This is a genomic window from Stutzerimonas tianxiuensis (genome assembly GCF_053470365.1).
Window position 1 is genome coordinate 24,860 of record NZ_JBPVWS010000018.1, and the last position, 20,606, is coordinate 45,465.

Consider the following 20,606-nt stretch of genomic DNA (forward strand, 5'->3'; position numbering starts at 1 on the left):
GAGCGTCAGCCATGTCGTTTCGCCCTTTGCCGGCCCGAGCGCCCGCGGCGCTACTGCGCGAGGCCAAACCACTAAAAGCGCTGTTTGGCGAGGCGAGGCGGCTGGATCGTCTACAAAAACTGGTCGACAGCCAACTGCAGCCCGCGGCACGGGAGTTTTGCCGTGTCGCCTCATGGCGCGAAGGTACCCTGCTATTGATCGTTACCGACGGCCACTGGGCAACGCGACTGCGCTATCAGCAAAGACGCTTACAACGTCAGCTGCAATGCATGGACGAGTTCAGCGGCTTGAGCCGTATTCAGTTCAAGGTTCAGCCCCCGGAAACACCGCGGCATAAGCCCGGACCGGCGCCAGAACTGTCGGTGCGAGCGGCAGACAATATCCAGGAAACCGCTCTCGGCATAACAGATCCCAAGCTCAGGGCCGCGCTTGAGCGACTCGCCAGCCACGCCCGCTCCGACAAGGATTCCTGACGTGCGTCCACCAACACGACCACAGGCCGACATCTGAAAGTCGCACCCTTCGCGAGCCGGCGTTAGGATGTTTGCCGGATCACGCTGAAAAAGAGGTTTCAATGGCTAACCATTCACGCGCCCGCTCATCATGCTGATCGGCGCGTTTCTAGTCGCAGCCTGGCTGATCTTACTGATTCGGTATCCACTTCGAGCGGTGCCGATTTCTTTGGGAGCGCTGCTCGGCCTTGGTGTCGTTGCCGCTTGGGTGATCTGGCAAGAACAACGTGAGGAACATCTGCTTGGCCAGCTCGAGCTGCGGATGTCGTATTCACCGACTAGCTGCCCAGCCGGACAGCCGCTGCGCATCATTCTGGACAACCATAGCCCGAAGCCGATGCGCAGCCTGAGCTGGGAAGTAGCCGCCTACTCGCCCGGCTCAAGCCTCAACTTGGTAACCTCCAACTACGATGCGCCAAAATACCGCGGCCCAGGCGACCTGCAACCCGGTCAACGCTGGCACTCCTGCGCCCCGCTACCACCGTTGCGCGCGGGCTACCGCAGCCGCGACCTCGACTTTCGCGCCGAGCGGCTTCGGGGGCACTTCGCTGACTGAGGTAAACAGCTGTCACGCAGACGTCACACGGAGGCTTTTCAATCAGCGCCAGCCAGCATATGCTGTATGGATAAACAGTATTTTTCTCAGTTGAGCCGAGGTGGCAGATGGCCGTCGAAATTGTGTACCGCAGCAGCCGGGACCTGGAGCGCTTGTTCATGGATAAAGCCGAAGCCGATCGTCACGACAAAATGCTCGAGCTTGCCGAAGCCTTGGCTGCGGCACTGCAGAAAGCCACACCGTCACTTAGCGAACAGCAGGCTGAAGACATTGGCATCTTCATGGCCCGACACCGTGACCTCTTTGCCAAGGCCTTTAAAAACAATCCGGAAGTACTGCAGGAGCTGCCGGCTTCCTCCGAACCGGCCTGACAGTGCCGGAGCGCTATGCTTAGCCCAGGCCGCTAGTGCTTCCTTTTGCCACAGGGCAACACGCTCAGCGGGCGAAACTAGTTAAACAGCATCAGGTCCATTGGGGGCAGTCATCCAATCAGGAACCGGCATGGACAGTCCATTCAAGAAAATCAGTGATGTGTTTCAGCCAGACTACAACGTCAATTTCAGTATTCAGAAACCCGACGGAAGTATTCTGCTGACGCTGACCGACACGATGGGCGTGGCGGTAAAGCGCTTCATCAGTTCCAGCCAATGGCGGGACCAGCAGCAGCTGGAGCGCCTGATCACCAGTCTCCAGTTCAGCCTCGCCATCGAACGAGGCGGGCAGACCACCTCTTATCGCCTGACCAAGCTTTCACATTCAGCAGCACAGTAAAGGTCAACGTTGTTGCCGGTAGGCTTTGCGCTGCCGATCTTCTGACACAGCTGAAAAATGGCAATTTCTCTGCCGGCGCAGCGGCAGGCAGCGCCCCTCGTTACCACACGCGCTTATCTAGGTCTGCCACTGCTGATCAGACTAAAGCCAGGCCAAAGCCTTAGCGCGCGCCACCGCTTGCGTACGTCTGGCCACCCCGAGTTTGGTGTTGATTCGACGCGCGTGGGTCTTAACCGTGTGCAGCGAAATAAATAACTGCTCGGCGATTTCTTGATTCGAGCATCCCTGGGCGATGAGACGCAGGACCGTGAGTTCGCGGTTGCTCAGGATGATTTCATCGCCTGAAGCAGCGCTCTCTTCTGGTTCTCGCTCGAATTGCAACAATCGATCACGCAGGCTTTCCCCCTTGCCAGCAGGCAACATGCTAGCAAGCCATTGCGGCTGACGATGCTGCAATTCGTACAGCGGCTTGACCAGATGCTGCCTCGCAGCCTCAGCGAGGGCTTTGCGTAACTCCAGTTCTGCTTCGTCATGCTGGCCATCCACTTGGAGCGCTTCGGCCAGCGTAAAACGACACTCACAGGCCAGGCCCAACCGTTGAGAACGGAGGTTTTGGTCGATCAGTTCGCGCAGCGTGTCGATAGCCAGCGAGCCACGGCCGGACAGTATGTCGATAACCGCAAGATAGCGATGAACTCGTGGAAGTAACTCGTAAAACCCGGACGGTGCGATATAGGTGTGGCCATCGTAGAGTTCCAGCACCTGTACGAATATGGCCCTGGCCTTCTTTAGCTGCCCTTGATGCAGCCAGGTCACGCCGGTAATCAATGGCAGAATGCCCCTGAAACGCGCTTCCGGCACATGCCGCCACTGGGCCAACCGCTCGGCCTCTCGTAACCAATGGTAAGCCGAAGGGAATTCCTGGCTGCGAGCTGCCAGCTCTGCCAGCCCTGCATAGCCGAAGAATACGTACGAATCGCCGCAGGTCTCAGTCTCGGCTCGACCTTGCTGATACGCTTCGCGGGCCGGCTCATCGAGCCCCTGATAGGCGAGCAGATGGCCCCGTAGCAGCTTTAGCCGACCAATAATCGGGCTGTGGCCGACACCGTCGCGTAGCACCATCAAAGACTCTTCGAGAACCCCAACGGCTCGCTCGAACTCGCCGGTAATTTCAAGCAGCTGAATTCGATCGACGCTCAGCATCGCTTCATACAGTACGCTGCCCTTGAGCCGGGCAAGCTTCATGCCTTCGCTGTTGTAATGCTGGGCCAATTCGAGCTGGCTTTCGGCTATCGCCTGTTGAGATAACGCCTGATAACAAAGCACCCGTTGGGCCCAAGCGTGATCAGAAAGGACTTCCAGGGCCTGAAGGCAGTAATCTCTAGCCTCCGGCTCACCTCGTAAACGGGCTAAAAAACCCCGCAAAGCTTGCCACTGAGCAAGTAGCTGCGCCTGGCGCCTTGCATCGGGCTGAGGAAAAAACTTCGCCAGATCGGCGAGACAGTCATCCACTTCATCTAAGCGAGCAGAGATAATCAAAGCCCAGCCATGCAGCACGATCAACCGGGTCGTACTGTTGAACAAGTCTTGCGGCAGTTCACTGCGCCACTTCATGAAATGCGAAACGTTGTCACCGATGAGCAATTGCTCCTGCCCATAGCGCTGCAGGAAGTTGGCTGCGACTTCTGGCTGCCCCGCCCACAGCGCATGCTCCACCGCCTCGCGCATTTCGCCGCGGTTGGCAAACCACTGGCAGGCACGCAGGTGCGTCTGGGTGGGCGATGCTACCCCGGGCATGCGTCGTAACATCAACGCCAGCGGCCGCCACAGGCGATACCATTCACCACAATTGTCGGTCTGGCGAATAAACAGCTGGGATGTTTTGAGCACATCGAGAAGATCGCTTCCGATGCCGTCGAGGACGTGCTCACACAACTGCGATGAAAAGCGCGGCATGCGCGCCAGCGCGAAAAGCGCCCGGCAAATATCCTCGCTCTGCCCCTCAAGTACTTCGCGCTGCACGTAATCTCGTAACAGTGAAGTACCGGCAATCAATCGCTCACGAACCGCCTGCTCATCAGCATTCAATAACAGCAAGCTGACGCCGGCCAGCCACCCCTCGCTGCCCAACATCAATTGCTTGAAGGTGTCATCGGCGAGCTCTAGGCGGTGCGCTTTGAGCAATAACCGGAGCTCACTCGCAGTCAGCGCCAGCGCTTCAGCCTCCAGTTCGAACAAGTCACCCTGCAACAATAGCCTGGGCAGCTTCCAAGCGGGCTGCCGACGGCTGCTTACCCACCAGCTGACGGATTCGGGGCCCCTCTCGATAAGCAAGTCGAGGCAGGCGTCGAAGGGCGCTGTTACCTCCCGCGGATAGTCATCCAACATTATCCAGAGCGGTCGCGGAAAATCATTCAGCAGATTAACGAGGTCTTGCTGAACGTCACCGCTCACCTCAATTGTGTTGTTCAATACCCGACGAAGTTGGGAATACAGAGCTTCCGCAGAGAACCCTCTACCGCCTAGATCAAGCCAGACCAGATGCGTATCGGCAGGTACCAGCCGCGCGCACTCGTTCATCAGCACGCTCTTGCCAAACCCGGCGGGTGCACAGATCAAACGCAGTCGGCAGTGGGATTCTAGTAAAGCATCGACGAGTCGAGGCCTTGGTACATGTAACGGCGGGAGCCGAGGGATAGTCGCAATTTGAACCTGCGCGGCGGCTTCTGTGCTGAGGGCACCAGGGTTGAAGCGTACGGACATAGCGAGGTTTCTCTTATTCGTATCAATCCATTGAGGAACGCGTTGAGCGCTGCTGTCAACACCCACTCCTGGGCAGTCGACGTCTTTCAATCGATGCGCATGCGCCGTAATAACCTGCACGATTGCGGATCTTTTGTCGACTCACCCTATGAGCATACCGCTCTGAATGGATGGGTACCGAGCTCTCTAGTGGCTGAAAAGTATCACTCCCGGCTGACCGACAAATAAAAAAGGCGGCCAACTGGCCGCCTTATTCACCTTAGAGATGCTATCTGATTAGCGAACCCCCGCATTACGTAATGCAGCCGGCGTAAAGTCACGGGCGGACGCTTTGTAGCCGAACTCGTGTGCTGGCTCTTCGTTACTCAGACCAATAGCGATGTAACGACCGGAGATAATGTCGTAGAGCGCTTCAAAGGCATAGGCCGGCACTTTGTGCTGATAGTACTGCAGCATATGCGCCTCACCGACACGCCACAGTTGGCCGCGGCCGTCATACAGCTCCGATTGCACGATGGTCCAAGTGTCTTCATCAACAAAGAAACGACGCTTGGCGTAAATGTTGCGTTCACCCTCTTTCAGGTTGGCTTCGATCTCCCAGACACGATGCAGTTCGTAGCGCGCCAGATCCTGATTTACGTGTCCAGCTTTCAGAACGTCGCTGTACTTCACGTCGCTAGAGTTGATTTCATAGCTGTTGTAGGGGATGTACAGCTCCTTCTTACCAACCAGCTTCCAGTCGTAGCGATCAGGAGCACCGCTAAACATGTCGAAGTTGTCGGTCGTCCGCATACCGTCTGCCGCCGTGCCCGGGCCATCATAGGCCACCTGTGGTGCACGCCGCACACGGCGCTGACCGGCGTTGTAAATCCAGGCTTGGCGAGGATCTTTCACCTGATCCAGCGAGTCATGAACCAGCAGGACGTTACCCGCAAGGCGAGACGGAGCCGTTACACGCTGTTTGAAAAACAGCAATGCGTTCTTGGCACGCTCAGCATCCAGATCGGACATATCACTTGGGAACGCCACTTCGTCCTCGAAGTGGACCAGCGTGTAACTGCCATTTGTTTGAGGCGTGGCTTGCACGATATTACGTCGCACATTTCCGCCACGATAGCGGGTGATGTGGTTCCAAACGACTTCCAGACCATTCTTAGGAATGGGGAACGCGTAGTAGCGGCTATCAGAGAAATTTGCGATACCGTTACCGCCATCGACCAGTTCGGTTTTCAACGCACTGGTTTTAGCCGCTTCGTAGATTCGATCTGGTACGGCAGCACTGCGATGAGTCGGAAAGACGCGGATCTTGTACGTTTCAGGATAGCGCTTGAACATGGCCTGCTGGCCTGCCGTGAGCTTGTCCTTGTACTGGTCGACGTTCTGAGCAGTGATGACGAACTCAGGCTGCTCGCCTTTGAACGGATTGGTCAGATGGCCGTTATCCAGCGGAGCAGCGTCGGTGGACAGACCGCCTGTCCAGGCCGGAATTGTCCCTTCAGCGTTGCCCGCCTTCTCGGCACCAAGTGGAGTCAATGTATTGCCGAGCTTTGCGGCTTCCTCAGGGGAGACTGCAGCCATCACACTGCTTGCCAGCAGCGAGAAAGCCAAGACACTGAATAATTTTTTTGTTGTTTTCATACGCTTCCAGTTCCTCTTGATCTTGTTTTGGCCGGAGGCCTTGTACGTAGACTGGCGCGTAGCGGAGCTCTCGAAAGAGCTCCGTACGGCGTTACTGAAATAGCCTCCTTAGAAGTTCACACCCATACTGAGGGCAAGAAAGTCGCGATCAACTAGCGTGTTGTAGTCACCACCGAAGAAATCGGTATAGGACAGGCTGGCCGTATAACGGTTTTGGTAAACCGCATCGACGCCAACGCTTACAGCCTTCGAGCCCTCATTGAACAGACCGTTCGGTCCGTAACCATCCACATCGTGAGAGAAGGACACGTTTGGCGTTAGGTTTATGCCAGCGAATACGTTGCTATAGTCGGCGAGCGCGCGCAGACGGTAGCCCCAAGAGTTGGCTGTTACGAAACCGTCATTGCCGTATTCCGGGGTGTCGAGCCCATAAATCGAGTCGCGACCATAGCGAAGTTCGCTTTTACTTTCGAGACCACCGACGTGCGCGTAGCCAATCTCACCGACGACCGTGACACGTCCCGCGCCAAGTACCTGATCAAAGAAGTGCGTGAAGGTTGTTTGGATCTGAGTAACTTCCTTGCGGTTGTAGCCTTTATGCTCCACACCAGCCTGTCCAAGCGCCCCAGTCACATCACCCACCGCGATGGCACCGCCGATGCCCGTCGCAAGCAAACCAGTGGTATAGGTCGAGTTGAGCGACACCGGCAGGTTGGGCCTATAACTGATTTCACCCGACCACGCAGTGCCTGTAGGAAGCGTCGTTGCGAAGCTAGCACCGTATAGGCGGATGTCTTCAGGATACTCAAGGAAATACTCACCGTTGCTCAGCAGCGCGGGAGATGCCAAAGCACCGAAGGCGGCGCCCGCCGGGAGGCCCGGAGCAGGTGATGGCGTGCCAAGCAAACCAAGCAGAGCGCCAATTTCAGCAGCCGATGCGTTCTTGTAGCCCACCGTCGGTGTGCGGCTGTGGTAATTCATGAAATATGCGCCGTATTCAGCCGTATCGCCCAACCAGCGGAAGGCAAAACCATATTGACCAGAGTCACGCGCGTCCCGGTCGCCGCCCCTAGGAATGGTTACGCCTTCGGGCCCAACGGTGATTCCCAGATCGTCCAGCCCAGGGTAGTTTGCACCGAAGGCGCCGAAAGCAGCGTTCAGTTGCTCAATACTTACACCAGCGCCAATGATTGCGTCACGCTGAGCAGCCGACAGAACGGTATAGTTATCATCGCAACCGTCAGCAGCTACGTCGTTGCTGGCGAAAAACGTCCCGCAGTTGTCGATGATCGTTTGATCCCATTCCAGCTGGTAAAACGCCTCCATACTGAGCCGATCACTGAGGCTCTGCGATACATAAAGCATGTTGACCGGAATCAGCCCTTCCTTGATTTCAGCACCAGGCCGGCGAAACGCGGCGGCATCAAGCGGGTTGATTGAGTTGATCGAGTTACCGATGAACGTGCTTTCACCCCAGCTGACAACTTGCTTACCAAGGCGAACAGTACCCGGGAGGTCGCCTAGGTAGTAGTTGTGATAGAGGAACGCATCCAGAATCTGAGCGCCAGAGGATTGCGCAGCTTCCTTACGATTGCTGTCACTGATGTCTTTGAAGAGACGACTTTCGTCCTTGAGTTCGAAGTCATACCAGTATTTGCCGCGGATAAAGGCACCGCTGTCGCCATAGCGCAGCTCAAGGTCGTGAATGCCTTTGAAGATTTTCGAGAAGGTCTCGCCCTTTTTGAAATTCAGCCGGCCGTCGTCGCCGGTCTGTGTATATCCGGTGCCGCCATTTGCAACCCCAACTAGATCCATATCCCGGTCAGTAGTTGACCAGCTCGCGCCGATCGACATAGCCGAGTCCAGCTGACCCTCCACTTCCCCAATATTGAACGTGACAGCATAAGCGGGTGACGCAATGCCCAACGCGACCGCGAGGGCCAGGGTTTTGGGCTGGAAGATTCCTTGCCTTGTTGTTTTTGTCATGAGGCGCTCCTGGTTGGTTCGAAGTACGATCACCCTACCCACACGGAGGTTGAGGGTTAAGCGCACTAAGGTTTGATTTGCTCTGTAATCCTTAAGTATGAACAGCCTTGCCAGCATTGGTGTTCAGCCGCATATAGGGCTGCCCGCAGCGCAGGCGCTTGTGAGGCTATCCGAGAGCTTAGCCGCCAGCAATACAGACGCAAGCCTCTAAATAGAGCAGTTGCGACGCCTTTCGCGAGAAATTTGCCAGAGCTGCACGCAACTAGCCGCTGCCTGCTCGATAGCCGAGCCTCAGGCGTGCGCGCGTGCAATACAGTCTCAACATTCGGGCATAGAGTGATGCACAGGAGCGTTACCAAAGCGCAACGCGTGAGGCGAAACGAAACAGATGGCGCGCGTGAATTGATGCGCAGGCATTCGAGGAGTCGCTAATAGGAGAAAGCGCACGGGCCGGCGACGTTGCCCGTGCGATAACGCTATCACTTACATGCCTTTAACAGCGTAGATGCCAGGAGCATTGCGCCAGTAACCCTTGTAATCCATACCGTAACCAAACACGTAGCGATCAACACAGCTTAGCCCAACATAATCTGCCTTCAGATCTGGGCGAGCTTTGCGCTGATGGTCCTTATCGACCAGCACCGCGGTGTGCACAGCGGCCGCGCCGGCATGCCTGCAGAAATCGATGATCGCGCCAAGCGTATGCCCCTCGTCGAGGATATCGTCGATGATCAGCACATCACGATCCATGAACGAGATTTCCGGCTTCGCCTTCCAGAACAGCTCTCCACCGCTCGTTTCGTTGCGATAACGTGTCGCATGGAGATAGGAAAGCTCCAGCGGGAAATTCAGCTTGGTCACCAGCTTGCCGGAGAAGACCAGCCCCCCGTTCATCACACAGAACACCACAGGGTTGCGGTCAGCCAGCTCAGCATTGATTTTCGCGGCCATCGCATCGATCGCCGCTTCAACCTCGGCGTCGGGGTACAGACAGTCGGCTTCAGCCATGATCTGGCGGATGTGTGCTAGATCGACGGACATGGCGATGCTCCAGGGCAGTTAGAAGATGAAGCAGCCCGGCGGCTGCCCCTAAATTAAGGGGCGCGACGATACCGATGCGGCCACGCACAGGGCAAGCCCTCTCCTACACATCAATAGCCGGTAACACGTCGATGCATTAATCTACGCCGGTTTATTCGACCGCCGGAGCCAGCCATGACCATTCGAGAGATCCGCCACCCGCTTATTCGCCACAAACTTGGGCTGATGCGCCGTGCCGATATCAGTACCAAGAATTTCCGCGAGTTGGCACAGGAAGTGGGCTCGATTCTGACGTACGAGGCGACTCGGGACCTGCCGCTGGAAAACTACAGCATTGATGGCTGGTGCGGTCCAGTTCAGGTCGAAAAGATTTCCGGTAAGAAAATCACCGTTGTACCGATTCTGCGTGCGGGCATCGGCATGCTTGACGGTGTACTCAGCTTGATTCCAGGCGCCAAAGTCAGCGCGGTCGGCATTGCTCGCAATGAGGAAACCTTGCAGGCACACACCTACCTGGAGCGCCTGGTTGATGACCTTGATCAGCGCCTTGCGATGATCATCGATCCGATGCTCGCCACCGGCGGTTCGATGGTTGCTGCCATCGATATGCTGAAAAAGGCAGGCTGCAAGGAAATCCGCGCGCTGGTTCTGGTCGCCGCACCGGAAGGCATCGAGGCCGTCGAAAAGGCACATCCGGACGTCACCATCTACACCGCCTCCATTGATGACCGTCTGGACGAGAACGGCTACATCATGCCGGGCCTGGGCGATGCGGGAGACAAGATCTTCGGCACCAAGCAGAAGGACATCTGAGCATGTCGCAACCCTTGGAAGAACCGCTCGCGCGCCAGGTATTAGCCGGCGCCCAGATGCTGTTTGTCGCATTTGGCGCGTTGGTGCTGATGCCGCTGATCACCGGGATGGACCCCAACGTTGCGCTGTTCACCGCCGGTATCGGCACCCTGTTGTTTCAATTGGTCACCAAACGCCAGGTTCCGGTATTCCTGGCGTCGAGTTTCGCCTTCATCGCCCCCATCATCGCGGCCAAGGGAGACTTCGGTCTACCCGCCGTGCTTGGCGGCGTGGTGGCGGCCGGTATCGTCTACATGTTCCTTGGCTTTGCGGTTCGCCTGAAAGGACCTGGGTTCATCGACCGCCTGCTGCCACCGGTTGTGATCGCTCCGGTGATCATTTCCATTGGCCTCGCCCTATCACCTGTCGCGGTCAATATGGCGATGGGCAAAGCCGGTGACGGCAGCGCTCAGCTGGTCCCTTATGCGACAGCCATGATGATTTCGATGCCTGCACTGCTCACCACCCTGCTGGTGGCGGTGCTAGGTAAAGGCCTGTTTCGACTGGTGCCAATCCTCGCCGGCGTCTCGGTGGGCTACGGCCTGTCGTTCATGTTTGGTGTCGTGGATACAGCCGGGATTGCGGCGGCGCCCTGGCTGGCTGTTCCGAACTTCGTCGCGCCGGAATTTCACTGGGGCGCCATTCTGTTCATGGTCCCGGTCGCATTGGCACCTGCCATCGAACACATTGGCGGTGTTGTTGCCATCGGTGGCGTGACAGGCAACAACTTCATCAAGAAGCCTGGCCTGCACCGCACATTGCTCGGCGACGGCCTGGCCACTTCGGCCGCAGGCCTGTTCGGCGGCCCGCCTAACACCACCTACGCGGAAGTGACCGGCGCGGTGATGCTGACCAAGAACTACAACCCGAAAATCATGACCTGGGCGGCAGTCTTCGCCATCGTTCTGGCATTTATCGGCAAGTTCGGGGCTGGACTGCTTAGCATCCCAGTTCCGGTCATGGGCGGCATCCTTTGCCTGCTGTTCGGCTCGATTGCCGTGGTTGGCTTGAGCACCCTGATTCGCCATCAGGTGGATCTGGCGGAAGCACGCAATCTCATCATTGTTTCCGTCACGCTGGTGTTCGGTATTGGCGGCATGGCGTTCGGTTACGGCGAGTTCAGCCTGTCCGGAATCTCGCTGTGCGCTATCATCGCGCTGCTGCTCAATGTGGTGCTACCCGGCGGTGAAGGCTGGAAAAACAAGCAAATCGAAGAAAACAGCTAGTCTCTAGGCCAGCACGTCCGTGCTGGCTTTTACCCTTTTCGCGGCGCTCCTGGCTTGCAGCTATCCCGACGCAAGACGCGTAGACTGCCGCGATGACTCAATCTGCCATCCCCCACCTCCAATTGACTGACGACACAGTCAGCTGCAGCAGCTGCGCCGCGTGCTGCTGCCGCCTTGAAGTCATGCTGCTGACCGACACCGGCGTCCCGGAACGCTTCATCGATGAAGACGATTGGGGTGGCCAGGTCATGCGCCGGCTGGACGACGGTTGGTGCGCGGCGCTGGACCGGGACAGCATGCGCTGCACTATCTACAGCCGGCGCCCGCTTATCTGTCGAGAGTTCGAGCTGGGCTCGGATGACTGCCTCGAAGAGCGCAAGGGCTCAGCACGGGCCTATCTGGACGGCTGACGGCTTCCACCAATCAGCTTCGTAGTCGAGCTGTCAGAACGAGGCTCGATAGTGCAGCGCGTAAGTTTCGATGCCGTCGTTGGGGTCCTTGATGCCAGCGTTGGAATAGTGAATAGCCCGCAAGCCTATCTCCTGGCCGCCAGCGAAACGCAGGCCGGCACCGAATCGATCCTCGAACTGAAAGGAGGACCCAAGATCATTGTTTTCTATTTCGGTGTTTTCGAAAGCCGCGATTCCGATACCCGCTTCCAGGTAAGGTTTTACCGATCCCGTGCTGAACTCGTACACGAACACTGGCGCAAGTGAGATGCTGTGATTGCTCGAGGTCTCATCACCTTCCCAGTAGGTGTAGCCCGCATCCCAATACCCGGTCAGCCGGCCCACGCCCGTCTCGAACCAGCTACGATTGAAATCCATCTGCGCTCCCAGTCGATAAGTCATCGTCGACTCGCCGGTACGCCCAACCGCAGCGGTCAGGTCAAGAGCATGGGCGGCAGCTACCTGGCCCAGCGAAATTGCCGCAACTGCAGCAAAGGAGATCAATTTGTTCATGCGAAATTTCCTTATCGAAATTGGCCAAGCTTTTCGTTTTTTTCAGTATTGCTTAAGTACAGAGGGCTAGCGCAGCGGGGAGTTCCTAAGCAGAACAGTAGGAAACTGTACCGTTTTCACCCCAAAGTACCGGCAGAACGTCAGCCAATCGCAGAGGATCGCCGCTGCTCCAAAAGTGCACCACGGCCTCGCATTCGCTTTGCTGTCCGCTGGCTGCCAGCAGGGTTTCGAGATGCCGCGCGACCGCAGCTCCGGTATCGACTAGAGCGACCGTTGCGGGAAGAATCTCGCGCAATAAAGGCTTTACAAACGGATAGTGGGTGCAGCCGAGAATCAGCGTATCGCACCCTTGCTCGATCAGAGGCTGAACCAGGCTCTCCAACAGCATGCGGGTGCCTAGCGTAGCAAGTTCGCCTGCCTCGATGCGTTCGACAAGACCTGGACATGGCTGCGTGATCACACGCACGTCACTGGCAAAACGATCAAGCAACGCTGCAAATTTAGCGCTCTTCAGCGTGCCAGTCGTTGCCAGCACCCCAACTACCCCACTGCGGGTGGCCCGAGCGGCAGGTTTGACCGCAGGCTCCATCCCAACCACGGGAAGCTGTGGATACTGCTCTCGCAAGTCAGCCACGCCGGCCGCCGTCGCGGTGTTGCAGGCCAGCACCAGCGCTTTGGCGCCCTGCTCAACCAAGAAAGCAGCGATGGCCCGGCAGCGCTCACGGATAAATTCCGGACTTTTCTCGCCATAGGGAACGTGACCACTGTCCGCCACATACAACAACGACTCATGGGGCAGGCGTGCACGGATCTCCCGAAGCACCGACAGCCCACCCACACCGGAATCGAAAACCCCTATCGGCCGGCTGTCAGTCACGGCTGTGGCCACAGACGGTGCAAGCCGGGTCGCGCTTGACCTTGAGCTCGCGGAATCGACTGGAAAGCGCATCTACCAGCAGCAACCGGCCAACCAAAGGTTCACCGAAGCCGGCTAGCAGCTTGATCGCTTCAAGCGCCTGCAAACTGCCGATCATTCCAACGACTGGGCCAAGAACACCGGCTTCGCTGCAGGTCAGCTCGGCCTCGGAGCCATGGCCGTAAAGACAGTGATAGCAGGGGCTGGTCTCGACTCTAGGGTCGAACACCGACAGCTGCCCCTCGAGCCGAATAGCCGCGCCGCTCACCAGTGGTTTCACCGCGGCCACACAGGCAGCATTTACCGCTTCACGAACAGCAAAATTGTCCGTGCAGTCGAGCACCAGGTCGACTGCTGACACAGCCGCTTCAAGCGTATCGACGTCCATCGCGGCGCGGTGCGGCACCAGTTTGATCAAAGGGTTAAGGGCAGATAGTCGAGCCATTGCCGAATCCACTTTGTGCAACCCCACCGATGCGGTGTCGTGAGCAATCTGCCGCTGCAGATTGGTCAGATCGAGACGATCGAAGTCCGCCAGATGTAATTCGCCAACCCCGGCCGCAGCCAGATATAGCGCGACCGGTGAGCCGAGCCCGCCAAGCCCGACGATCAGTACGCGGCTTTGCTTAAGCCTGAGCTGACCCTCGATATCGACCTGTCGCAGCAAGATCTGCCGGCTGTAACGCAGCAGCTCGTCGTCGGTCAGCATGCACATTTCCTCTCTTGATTCATGGCAGCCGCCCGAGGCTGACACGCTCGTGGCCACCGAAGTCCCTGCAGCTGGCGACATCAACGAAACCACCGGCGCTCAACAGGCTCCGCACCGCTGACGCCTGATCGTAACCGTGCTCAAGTACCAACCAGCCGGATGAGCTCAGGTAATCGGGCGCCTGCGCAATGATCAGGCGAATGTCGTCTAGGCCATCAACACCCGACACCAGCGCACTGCTCGGTTCGAAACGCACATCACCCTGCGACAGATGGGGATCACTGGCGGGGATGTACGGCGGATTGGAGACAATCAACTCAAAACGCTGGCCCCTAAGTGACGAAAACCAGTGGCTCCCGTGAAAGGCTGCATTGCCGAGCCCGAGCCGTTGGGCATTACGAGCCGCCAGCGCAACGGCCTCGGTGACGCGGTCCACACCGGTGATCTGCCAGGCCGGACGTTCACTGGCAAGCGCCAGGGCAATCGCACCGGTTCCCGTACCCAGATCGAGCACGCTCGCCGCACCACCGGCAGGCAGCACCTTCATCGCTGTCTCTACCAGCAGCTCAGTGTCCGGTCTTGGAATTAGGGTATGCGGCGCCACTTCGAGCTCAAGGCTCCAGAAGCCCTGGCGACCCAGGATGTAGGCTACCGGCTCGCCAAGGCGACGACGTTCAAGATGGGCGACAAAGCGGGCCTCGTCCTCAGGCAGTACTTCGCGCTCAGGCCAGGTGCGCAGATAGCTCGGCGACCTGCCCAGCACGGCGGCAAGCAGCCACTCGGCATCGAGCTTGGCGCTCGGCGAGTCGGGTAACTGGGCGGCACGCAGCAGGGAGTCAATTGTCGCCATGCTCGAGGTATCCCGGATTTAGTTGTACCGCAGTCGGCGAACCAAACCGGTCCGCCGATAAATAGAGCAGTCAATCACCCAGCGCGGCGAGCTGATCGGCTTGATATTCCTGCAACAGTGGTTCAATTACCTGCTCCACGGCACCGCCGACCACTTCGTTGAGGGAGTAGAGCGTCAAGTTGATACGGTGGTCCGTAACGCGCCCCTGCGGGAAGTTGTAGGTCCGAATACGTTCGGAACGATCGCCCGAGCCCACCAGCAGCTTGCGCGTATCGGAAATTTCCTTGTGCGCCGCGCTGTCCTGCACATCTTGCAGCTTGGCTGCCAGCCAGGACATGGCCCGCGCACGGTTCTTATGCTGCGAGCGCTCTTCCTGACATTCGACGACGATACCGCTGGGCATGTGAGTGATGCGCACCGCCGAGTCAGTCTTGTTGATGTGCTGTCCGCCGGCACCCGAGGCACGATAGGTATCGACGCGCAGGTCGGCCGGGTTGATTTCGATCGCGATTTGCTCGTCTGGCTCGGGCAGAACCGCCACGGTGCAGGCCGAGGTATGAATACGTCCCTGAGACTCGGTTTCAGGAACGCGCTGGACCCGATGCGCGCCCGACTCGAACTTGAGTTTGGCAAAGACGTTGTCGCCCTCGACCCGCGAGATCACTTCTTTGTAGCCGCCGTGCTCGCCCGGGCTTTCAGACAGAATCTCGACGCGCCAGCCTTGCCGTTCGGCGTAGCGGGAATACATACGAAACAGATCCCCGGAGAAGATCGCGGCTTCATCGCCACCAGTGCCAGCCCGAATCTCGAGGAACACGTTACGCCCATCTTTGGGATCCTTTGGCAGGAGCATACGCTGCAGCCGAGCCTCAATCGCTTCGAGCTTGCCGCGCGCCTCGGCAACCTCTTCTTCGGCCATCTCACGCACGTCTGGATCATTGTCCTTGAGCAGCGCCTGAGCCCCCTCAAGGTCGGACTGCATCTTGAGAAATTCGCGGTAAGCGGCGATAACCGGCTCGACCTCGGCGTACTCGCGCGAATAGGCGCGAAAACGGGTCTGATCGCTGATCACTTCAGCGTCACCCAGTAACGCTGTCAGCTCTTCGAAGCGGTCCTGCAGGGTATCGAGTTTGTTCAGCAGTGACGCTTTCATGGTTTGTCCGTGCTGTCTTGCAGGGCGAAGAGGTCCTGGACGATGCTCAGTGCCTCCACTCGCCCTTCGGCAGAAAGTTTTTTCAGCTGTACGCTAGGCGCGTGCAGCAACTTGTTGGTCAATCCCCGCGCCAGCTGCGCCAGCGCATCCTCGGCTGTGCCCCCATTGGCCAGCAACCGCTGGGCGCGCAGCAACTCCTCATCACGAAGGCGCTCAGCGTGCTGCCGATAGGCCTTGAGCACATCCACGGCGGCCAGCTCACGCAGCCGCGCCATGAAATCGTCAGTTCCAACCGCAACCAGCTCTTCAGCGGCCTGGGCTGCGCCCTGGCGGCTCTTGAGATTCTCTGCGACCACCTCATGAAGATCATCGACGGTGTAGAGATAGACGTCATCCAGATCGGCGACCTGCGCTTCTATATCGCGCGGCACCGCGATATCCACCATGAACATCGGTTTGTGCTTGCGTTTCTTCAACGCCTGCTCGACCGCCCCCTTGCCTAGAATTGGTAGCTGACTGGCTGTCGAACTGATGACGATATCGCTGTTGTAGAGTTCCTGCGGGATGTCGGCAAGCAAGATGGCATGGGCACCGAACTGCTCGGCCAGCGCGCTTGCGCGTTCGAGGGTACGGTTCGCAACCACGATGCGCTTGACGCCCTGCTCGTGCAGGTGCCGAGCAACCAGGGTGATGGTTTCGCCAGCGCCGATCAGCAATGCCTGGCTGCGATCGAGATTGGCGAAGATCTGCTTGGCCAGGCTGACCGCAGCGAAGGCGACCGAAACCGGGTTTTCACCAATGGCAGTGTCAGTACGTACGGTCTTAGCGGTACTAAAGGTCGCCTGGAACAGACGCCCCAGCAGCGGGCCGACGCTACCGGCCTCGCGCGCCACAGCATAAGCGGACTTCATCTGCCCGAGAATCTGCGGCTCGCCCAGCACCATCGAATCCAGACCGGAGGCCACACGCATCATGTGCCGCACGGCCTGGTCGTCGGTGTGCACATAGGCACAGGCTTTGAGGTCCTCGAGACTCAAGCGATGGTAGTTGGCCAACCAGGCCAACACCGTCTCGGCCTCGAGCTGCTCCTGCTCCAGGTAAAGCTCGCTGCGATTGCAGGTCGACAGAATAGCGGCTTCACGCGTAGGCGTGACACGACACAGCTGCTGCAGCGCCTCCACCATCTGTTCGGGCGTGAACGCCACACGCTCGCGCACGTCCACCGATGCGGTCTTGTGATTAATGCCAAGCGCGATGAAAGCCATGCAGGATCGCTGATTCGAAAACGGAGCGCGCGATTCTCCTACTTCGCCTGCCTCAGAACAACCATTGCCAGACATTGTCTGTTACGGACCAAACCCACAAAACGCTGGGCCCACGCCGAGCCGTGTGCTTGCCTGGCGGCTTGTGTCATCATGCCGCGACCGCAGATCAGCCTAAGTTTCCTATGAAAAAACTCCTCGCCCTCAGCGCCGCTCTATTTCTCGGTGGCTGCCAAAGCTTCATGCAGAGCCCCCCTGACAGCAGCCCGCCAATCGAGGAAGCCACGGCGGAGCCTGCGGCAAAAAGCCCAAGCGAGTACGGCTCGTTCAGCGGCGATACCCTCTATGCGTTGCTGGTGGCAGAGCTGGCCGGCCAGCGCAACCGCTTCGATATCGCCTTGGGCAGCTATGTCCAACAGGCCAACGCGACCCAGGATGCCGGCGTGGCAGAGCGCGGATTCCGTATCGCCGAATACCTCGGCGCCGACCAGGCTGCGCTGGATACGGCGATTATCTGGGCGAACAATGCACCGGACAATCTCGATGCCCAGCGAGCGGCAGCCATTCAGTTGGCACGCGCAGGGCGCTATGAAGAGTCGCTGTCTTTCATGGAAAAGGTGCTCAGGGGCCAAGGCGATACGCATTTCGACTTCCTCGCGTTATCCGCCGCTGAAACCGATCCGGACACGCGCAGCGGCCTGCTGAAGAGCTTCGACCAGTTGCTGGCCAAGCATCCCGATAATCCTCAACTGAAATTCGGTAAGGCCGTCCTGCTGCAGCAGGACGCTCGCCCTGAAGAGGCACTCGCGCTGCTTGAGGAGCAACCGTCCGACGAGCAGGAAATTCCGTCGATTTTGCTCCAGGCACGCCTGTTACAGATTCTCGAGCGTGGCAACGAGGCCATGCCGCTTCTGGAAAACAGCCTCCGCCTGCATCCCGAAGATAAGCGCTTGCGCTTGACCTATGCGCGCCTTCTGGTGGAGCAGGATCGGTTCGAGGACGCAATGGGCGAATTCGCTACGCTGGTTCAGCAGCACCCTAGCGACGATGACTTGCGCTTCTCACTGGCGCTGGTATGCCTTGAAGCGCAGGCCTGGCGTGAGGCGATCGTCTATCTGGAAGAGCTGATCGACCGCGGGAGCCATCTGGACGCCGCTCATTTCAACCTCGGCCGCGCTTACCGTGAGCTAGGCAAAAATGAACAGGCATTGACCGCGTTCGCCAAGGTCGGGCCTGGCAATGAATACCTGCCGGCGAAACTGATGCAGGCGGAGCTGCTGTTTGCCCTCGGCCGCAACCAGGAAGCGTCGAGGCTGCTGGCAAGCGCTCGTGACGAGCAGCCTGACTACGCTATTCAGCTATACCTCATTGAGCTGGAAGCACTGTCCGGGCAGCAACAGCTAGATGCGGCATGGGAACTGGCAGAACAGGCGCTGAATGAATTTCCCGACGACCTGAACCTGCTCTACACCCGGGCCATGATTGCGGAGAAGCGTGGCGACCTGGCTCAGCTGGAGCGAGACCTGCGCTACATCATCGAGCATGAGCCCGACAATGCAATGGCTATCAATGCGCTCGGCTACACCCTGGCTGACCGCACCGACCGATACCAGGAAGCACTTGATCTGATCGAACAGGCTTATCGTATCAACCCTGACGATGCCGCAATTCTCGACTCGCTTGGCTGGGTCAACTATCGACTGGGCAATCTGCAGGAAGCAGAAGCCCAGCTGCGCAAGGCGCTTGAGCGCTTTCCCGACCATGAAGTCGCCGCTCATCTTGGCGAAGTACTGTGGTCTGCTGGCAAGCAGCGCGAAGCGCGCGCCATCTGGGCAAAAGCGCTGAAGGACAATTCGGACAGCGAAGTGCTGCGCGAAACCATCAAACGCCTGACAGGCTCGGAGAAACCCTGACCCATGAAGCTGATGCGTAATCTGCTGATCTCCACCTTTGCCCTGCTGCTGGCTGGTTGCGCCGGTCTTGGTCCGCAGGAGTCCGTGGAAGGCCCCGGCAATGCCGAGGACTGGAAAGCCCATAAGGCCCACATCAGCGAGATCGATGGCTGGCAGATCAGCGGCAAGATTGGAATCCAGGCACCGCAGGATTCAGGCAGCGGCACCTTGTTCTGGCTGCAGCGCCAGGGCTACTTCGACATCCGCCTTTCTGGCCCTCTGGGGCGTGGCGCCACGCGCCTGACAGGACGTCCTGATGCGGTGGCGCTGGAGGTTGCCGGACAGGGACGCTTCGAGGCCGAATCGCCAGAGGCATTGGTTGAAAGCCAGCTGGGATGGCAATTGCCTGTCTCCCACCTTCTCTATTGGGTACGCGGCCTTCCGGCGCCGGATAGCCGCAGCCGCATTGCGCTTGATCCCAACGGGCGACTTGCCAGCTTGCAGCAGGATGGTTGGGATGTGCAGTATCTGGGCTACACCGAGGAGGACGGGTACACACTGCCAAACCGCATCAAACTGGCAGGCCGGGACCTCAAGATCACACTGGTTGTGAAGGACTGGCAACCGCGCCAGCTCGGACACTGATGCGCGCGCTGACACTTCCCGCCCCAGCCAAACTCAATCTCATGCTGCATATCCTCGGCCGTCGCGCCGAGGGCTATCATGAGCTGCAAACGCTGTTTCAGTTCCTTGACCACGGTGACGAACTGACCTTTACAGCTCGAACCGATGGGCAGATTCGATTGCACACGGACCTTCCCGGCGTCGACCATGACAGTAACCTGATCGTCCGCGCTGCACGCCTGCTCCAGACCCACAGCGCCTGCACCCTCGGCGCCGACATAGAACTGATCAAGCGCCTGCCCATGGGCGGCGGCATCGGCGGCGGAAGCTCCGACGCGGCCACTACCCTGCTGGGCCTGGATTACCTCTGGCAGACTCGCCTTGGCGTAGATCGACTGGCGGCTATCGGCCTGACCTTGGGCGCCGATGTGCCAGTGTTTGTCAGAGGCCATGCGGCCTTTGCAGAAGGGGTCGGTGAACGCCTGCAACCGGTTGAATTGAGCGAACCCTGGTACCTTGTCGTCGCTCCGCAAGTCTCTGTTAGTACAGCGGAAATATTTTCCGACCCAGAGTTGACACGCAATACCCCGGCCATTACAGTTCGCAGCCTTCTTGCAGGGGGCGGTCATAACGACTGTCAGCCGGTAGTCGAGAGGCGTTACCCAGAAGTCCGTAACGCTTTGAGCTTGTTGAACAAATTTGTTCCAGCAAGAATGACCGGCACTGGAGCTTGTGTGTTTGGGAGCTTCCCAAACAAAGGTGAGGCTGATAAAGTTTGCCGCCAACTTCCAGCCGATTTACCAGCATTCACTGCTCAAGGTCGCAACATTTCGATGCTGCACCGAAAGCTCGCAAAGCTGGCACAGGAAGTAAGTGGTTAGAGGTTGTACGTT

20 protein-coding genes are annotated in these 20,606 nt (G+C 58.4%); 10 read left to right on the forward strand and 10 right to left on the reverse strand.

Annotation, left to right across the window (positions count from 1 at the left end; all coding sequences use genetic code 11):
- Positions 1-11 precede the first annotated feature (11 nt).
- The 4 genes from ACSSNI_RS19200 to ACSSNI_RS19215 all read left to right on the forward strand — a co-directional run bounded on the left by ACSSNI_RS19200 (position 12) and on the right by ACSSNI_RS19215 (position 1,839).
- Positions 12-473, forward strand: coding sequence for a DUF721 domain-containing protein (locus ACSSNI_RS19200; RefSeq protein ID WP_200637370.1), 462 nt, complete (start codon positions 12-14; stop codon positions 471-473).
- A gap of 130 nt (positions 474-603) precedes the next feature.
- A complete protein-coding gene (locus ACSSNI_RS19205; RefSeq protein ID WP_200637368.1) occupies positions 604-1,068 on the forward strand; it encodes a multidrug transporter in 465 nt (154 codons plus the stop codon).
- Between the two features lie 107 nt (positions 1,069-1,175).
- Entirely contained in the window at positions 1,176-1,439 is a 264-nt protein-coding gene (locus ACSSNI_RS19210; RefSeq protein ID WP_200637366.1) for a YebG family protein, read from the forward strand.
- 130 nt (positions 1,440-1,569) lie between these two features.
- Positions 1,570-1,839: a DUF3509 domain-containing protein gene (locus ACSSNI_RS19215; protein ID WP_200637364.1), complete on the forward strand. Its 270-nt coding sequence runs from the start codon at positions 1,570-1,572 to the stop codon at positions 1,837-1,839.
- 141 nt (positions 1,840-1,980) lie between these two features.
- On the opposite strand, the gene ACSSNI_RS19220 is transcribed toward ACSSNI_RS19215, so the two are convergent.
- From ACSSNI_RS19220 to ACSSNI_RS19235, 4 genes are all read right to left on the reverse strand, one after another.
- Positions 1,981-4,602 carry a LuxR C-terminal-related transcriptional regulator gene (locus ACSSNI_RS19220; protein WP_200638148.1) on the reverse strand — a complete coding sequence of 874 codons (2,622 nt, stop codon included), beginning with the start codon at positions 4,600-4,602 and terminating at the stop codon, positions 1,981-1,983.
- Between the two features lie 276 nt (positions 4,603-4,878).
- Positions 4,879-6,240 (reverse strand): DUF1329 domain-containing protein, encoded by a 1,362-nt coding sequence (locus tag ACSSNI_RS19225; RefSeq protein WP_159967350.1) that lies wholly within the window; start codon positions 6,238-6,240, stop codon positions 4,879-4,881.
- 108 nt (positions 6,241-6,348) lie between these two features.
- A complete protein-coding gene (locus tag ACSSNI_RS19230) occupies positions 6,349-8,226 on the reverse strand; it encodes a DUF1302 domain-containing protein (protein ID WP_200637363.1) in 1,878 nt (625 codons plus the stop codon).
- Between the two features lie 483 nt (positions 8,227-8,709).
- Positions 8,710-9,267 carry a hypoxanthine-guanine phosphoribosyltransferase gene (locus ACSSNI_RS19235; protein WP_148924479.1) on the reverse strand — a complete coding sequence of 186 codons (558 nt, stop codon included), beginning with the start codon at positions 9,265-9,267 and terminating at the stop codon, positions 8,710-8,712.
- 174 nt (positions 9,268-9,441) lie between these two features.
- On the opposite strand from ACSSNI_RS19235, the gene upp reads away from it, so the two are divergent.
- The 3 genes from upp to ACSSNI_RS19250 all read left to right on the forward strand — a co-directional run bounded on the left by upp (position 9,442) and on the right by ACSSNI_RS19250 (position 11,755).
- Positions 9,442-10,080 carry a uracil phosphoribosyltransferase gene (gene upp, locus ACSSNI_RS19240; RefSeq protein ID WP_102838006.1) on the forward strand — a complete coding sequence of 213 codons (639 nt, stop codon included), beginning with the start codon at positions 9,442-9,444 and terminating at the stop codon, positions 10,078-10,080.
- A gap of 2 nt (positions 10,081-10,082) precedes the next feature.
- A complete protein-coding gene (locus ACSSNI_RS19245) occupies positions 10,083-11,345 on the forward strand; it encodes a uracil-xanthine permease family protein (RefSeq protein ID WP_448259980.1) in 1,263 nt (420 codons plus the stop codon).
- Positions 11,346-11,437: 92 nt separating this feature from the next.
- Positions 11,438-11,755 (forward strand): YkgJ family cysteine cluster protein, encoded by a 318-nt coding sequence (locus tag ACSSNI_RS19250; RefSeq protein WP_200637361.1) that lies wholly within the window; start codon positions 11,438-11,440, stop codon positions 11,753-11,755.
- A gap of 33 nt (positions 11,756-11,788) precedes the next feature.
- Here the strand turns inward: ACSSNI_RS19250 and ACSSNI_RS19255 are convergent, their stop codons facing one another.
- The 6 genes from ACSSNI_RS19255 to hemA form a co-directional block, all read right to left on the reverse strand.
- On the reverse strand, positions 11,789-12,307 hold the full coding sequence (locus ACSSNI_RS19255) for an acyloxyacyl hydrolase (RefSeq protein ID WP_159967347.1): 519 nt from the start codon (positions 12,305-12,307) through the stop codon (positions 11,789-11,791).
- Between the two features lie 85 nt (positions 12,308-12,392).
- Positions 12,393-13,184, reverse strand: a complete 792-nt coding sequence (murI, locus tag ACSSNI_RS19260; RefSeq protein WP_200637360.1) for a glutamate racemase — start codon at positions 13,182-13,184, stop codon at positions 12,393-12,395.
- Positions 13,177-13,932, reverse strand: a complete 756-nt coding sequence (locus ACSSNI_RS19265) for a molybdopterin-synthase adenylyltransferase MoeB (RefSeq protein WP_200637359.1) — start codon at positions 13,930-13,932, stop codon at positions 13,177-13,179. The genes murI and ACSSNI_RS19265 overlap by 8 nt, the downstream gene beginning before the upstream one ends.
- Before the next feature lie 19 nt (positions 13,933-13,951).
- Positions 13,952-14,782: a peptide chain release factor N(5)-glutamine methyltransferase gene (gene prmC / locus ACSSNI_RS19270; protein ID WP_200637358.1), complete on the reverse strand. Its 831-nt coding sequence runs from the start codon at positions 14,780-14,782 to the stop codon at positions 13,952-13,954.
- A gap of 70 nt (positions 14,783-14,852) precedes the next feature.
- Positions 14,853-15,935 carry a peptide chain release factor 1 gene (gene prfA / locus ACSSNI_RS19275; protein WP_102838012.1) on the reverse strand — a complete coding sequence of 361 codons (1,083 nt, stop codon included), beginning with the start codon at positions 15,933-15,935 and terminating at the stop codon, positions 14,853-14,855.
- A complete protein-coding gene (gene hemA, locus ACSSNI_RS19280) occupies positions 15,932-17,200 on the reverse strand; it encodes a glutamyl-tRNA reductase (protein WP_102838013.1) in 1,269 nt (422 codons plus the stop codon). Before hemA ends, prfA begins: the two co-directional genes overlap by 4 nt.
- Before the next feature lie 182 nt (positions 17,201-17,382).
- Here hemA and ACSSNI_RS19285 point away from each other — a divergent pair, with 182 nt between their 5' ends.
- Genes ACSSNI_RS19285 through ispE form a run of 3 tightly spaced genes read left to right on the forward strand, consistent with a single transcriptional unit; the run spans position 17,383 to position 20,594 of the window.
- Entirely contained in the window at positions 17,383-19,110 is a 1,728-nt protein-coding gene (locus ACSSNI_RS19285) for a tetratricopeptide repeat protein (RefSeq protein ID WP_200637357.1), read from the forward strand.
- A 3-nt stretch (positions 19,111-19,113) separates the two neighbouring features.
- Complete coding sequence (lolB, locus tag ACSSNI_RS19290; protein WP_159967341.1) at positions 19,114-19,734, forward strand: lipoprotein insertase outer membrane protein LolB; 621 nt, start codon at positions 19,114-19,116, stop codon at positions 19,732-19,734.
- Positions 19,734-20,594, forward strand: coding sequence for a 4-(cytidine 5'-diphospho)-2-C-methyl-D-erythritol kinase (gene ispE, locus ACSSNI_RS19295; RefSeq protein WP_200637355.1), 861 nt, complete (start codon positions 19,734-19,736; stop codon positions 20,592-20,594). Before lolB ends, ispE begins: the two co-directional genes overlap by 1 nt.
- Positions 20,595-20,606 lie beyond the last annotated feature (12 nt).